This is a genomic window from Legionella stuttgartensis (assembly GCF_977063405.2).
The window spans coordinates 1-635 of sequence record NZ_CDRUHA020000037.1; the positions used below are offsets into that span (position 1 = coordinate 1).

Here is a 635-nt window from a genome sequence, read left to right on the forward strand (position 1 = left end):
CATCCACCGTTTGCGCTTCTCTTCTTGACCATATAATCTCAGTTACCTCAGATCATATGCTTTACTTCAAATACAAGTACGCTTGTGTTACCTCTTATTTACCTTATTTTTAATGAACGTCTGGTTACTCCAGATTAAAATACTCTCGTAAAAGTACTTTAATCTGAATAAACCTTTGAAGAATTCCATAGAATGGTGGGTCTGGGTGGACTTGAACCACCGACCTCACCCTTATCAGGGGTGCGATCTAACCAACTGATCTACAGACCCATTTTTACTTCGATATCTTTCTTTACTCAAGCTAATGCGCGTTTTATGTACACACCCACTTTGATTAAAGAAAAATTCTTTCGCAAAAATGCTTCGATGCACTTTGCCTTTTTTGATTTGCGACTGGTTACGCATTTATTGAAATGCACTACAACATCTCATTTACATCAACAACAATATCGTGATCGAATATCTTTTCCGCTTCTTCTCAGTAACGGTTGGGATTCTTCATTATCTCGAAAACAAACTGTGTGGGCACTTTAAAGTCTTTAGTGCTATTAATTAAGGAGGTGATCCAGCCGCAGGTTCCCCTACGGCTACCTTGTTACGACTTCACCCCAGTCATGAACCACACCGTGGTAAAC

1 protein-coding gene, 1 tRNA gene and 1 rRNA gene are annotated in these 635 nt (G+C 39.5%); 1 reads left to right on the forward strand and 2 read right to left on the reverse strand.

Annotated features, from left to right (window positions below):
* Window positions 1-193: 193 nt before the first annotated feature.
* Window positions 194-270 (reverse strand) — tRNA-Ile (locus ACWTEW_RS10925).
* 45 nt (window positions 271-315) lie between these two features.
* Here ACWTEW_RS10925 and ACWTEW_RS10930 point away from each other — a divergent pair.
* A complete protein-coding gene (locus ACWTEW_RS10930; RefSeq protein WP_454783634.1) occupies window positions 316-534 on the forward strand; it encodes a hypothetical protein in 219 nt (72 codons plus the stop codon).
* A gap of 19 nt (window positions 535-553) precedes the next feature.
* Here the strand turns inward: ACWTEW_RS10930 and ACWTEW_RS10935 are convergent.
* Window positions 554-635, reverse strand: a 16S ribosomal RNA gene (locus tag ACWTEW_RS10935); the annotation flags it as partial.